The organism is Collinsella aerofaciens (genome assembly GCF_032584215.1).
GTDB lineage: Bacteria > Actinomycetota > Coriobacteriia > Coriobacteriales > Coriobacteriaceae > Collinsella.
Map to the genome: position 1 here is coordinate 1 of NZ_JAWHPN010000113.1, position 487 is coordinate 487.

A 487-nucleotide genomic window follows, 5' to 3' on the forward strand; every position below is an offset into this window, starting at 1 on the left:
GGCATTCATTTTCACGCCCATTTTTAGGTTCTAAACTTCACTCTCAGACGCTCCGTCTTCAAAGATTACCACAGAAGAAATATTCCTTGGTATGTGCTTTGAGCCGAAGTGATCTCTTAGTTTTCAAACCAGAAGGGAGCCTCTCCAAATTATGCGCCACTCGCAAGAACGCCCGTTCCGGCTGGGAATGGTATATATAGTCATGCTCATCCTTTATGCCCTGTTGGTGATTTCTTTCTACTTTTTAGCGGGGAAAGAACTGCATATCCGGGACTCCAGAGGAGATCTGGATTTGCCTGTAGCGGAAACCGCTGCTGGAGAACTGGCACAGGGCGTTGTGATTGAGCAGGTATTTCAAGCGGATATCCAACGGTTCCAAACGGTATCTGTCCAGTGGACTACATATATGCGTGCCAATGCAGGGATTGTGACGGTGGAGCTTTATGATCTGCGGAATCAATCTCTGTTGGCCAGTCAGACGTTGGAT

At 47.4% G+C, this 487-nt stretch carries 1 protein-coding gene; it reads left to right on the forward strand.

The genetic code is table 11. From position 1 onward, the window contains the following. Positions 1–151: 151 nt before the first annotated feature. A partial coding sequence (locus RX395_RS10000; RefSeq protein ID WP_316367347.1) for a hypothetical protein occupies positions 152–487 on the forward strand: 336 nt, incomplete at its 3' end.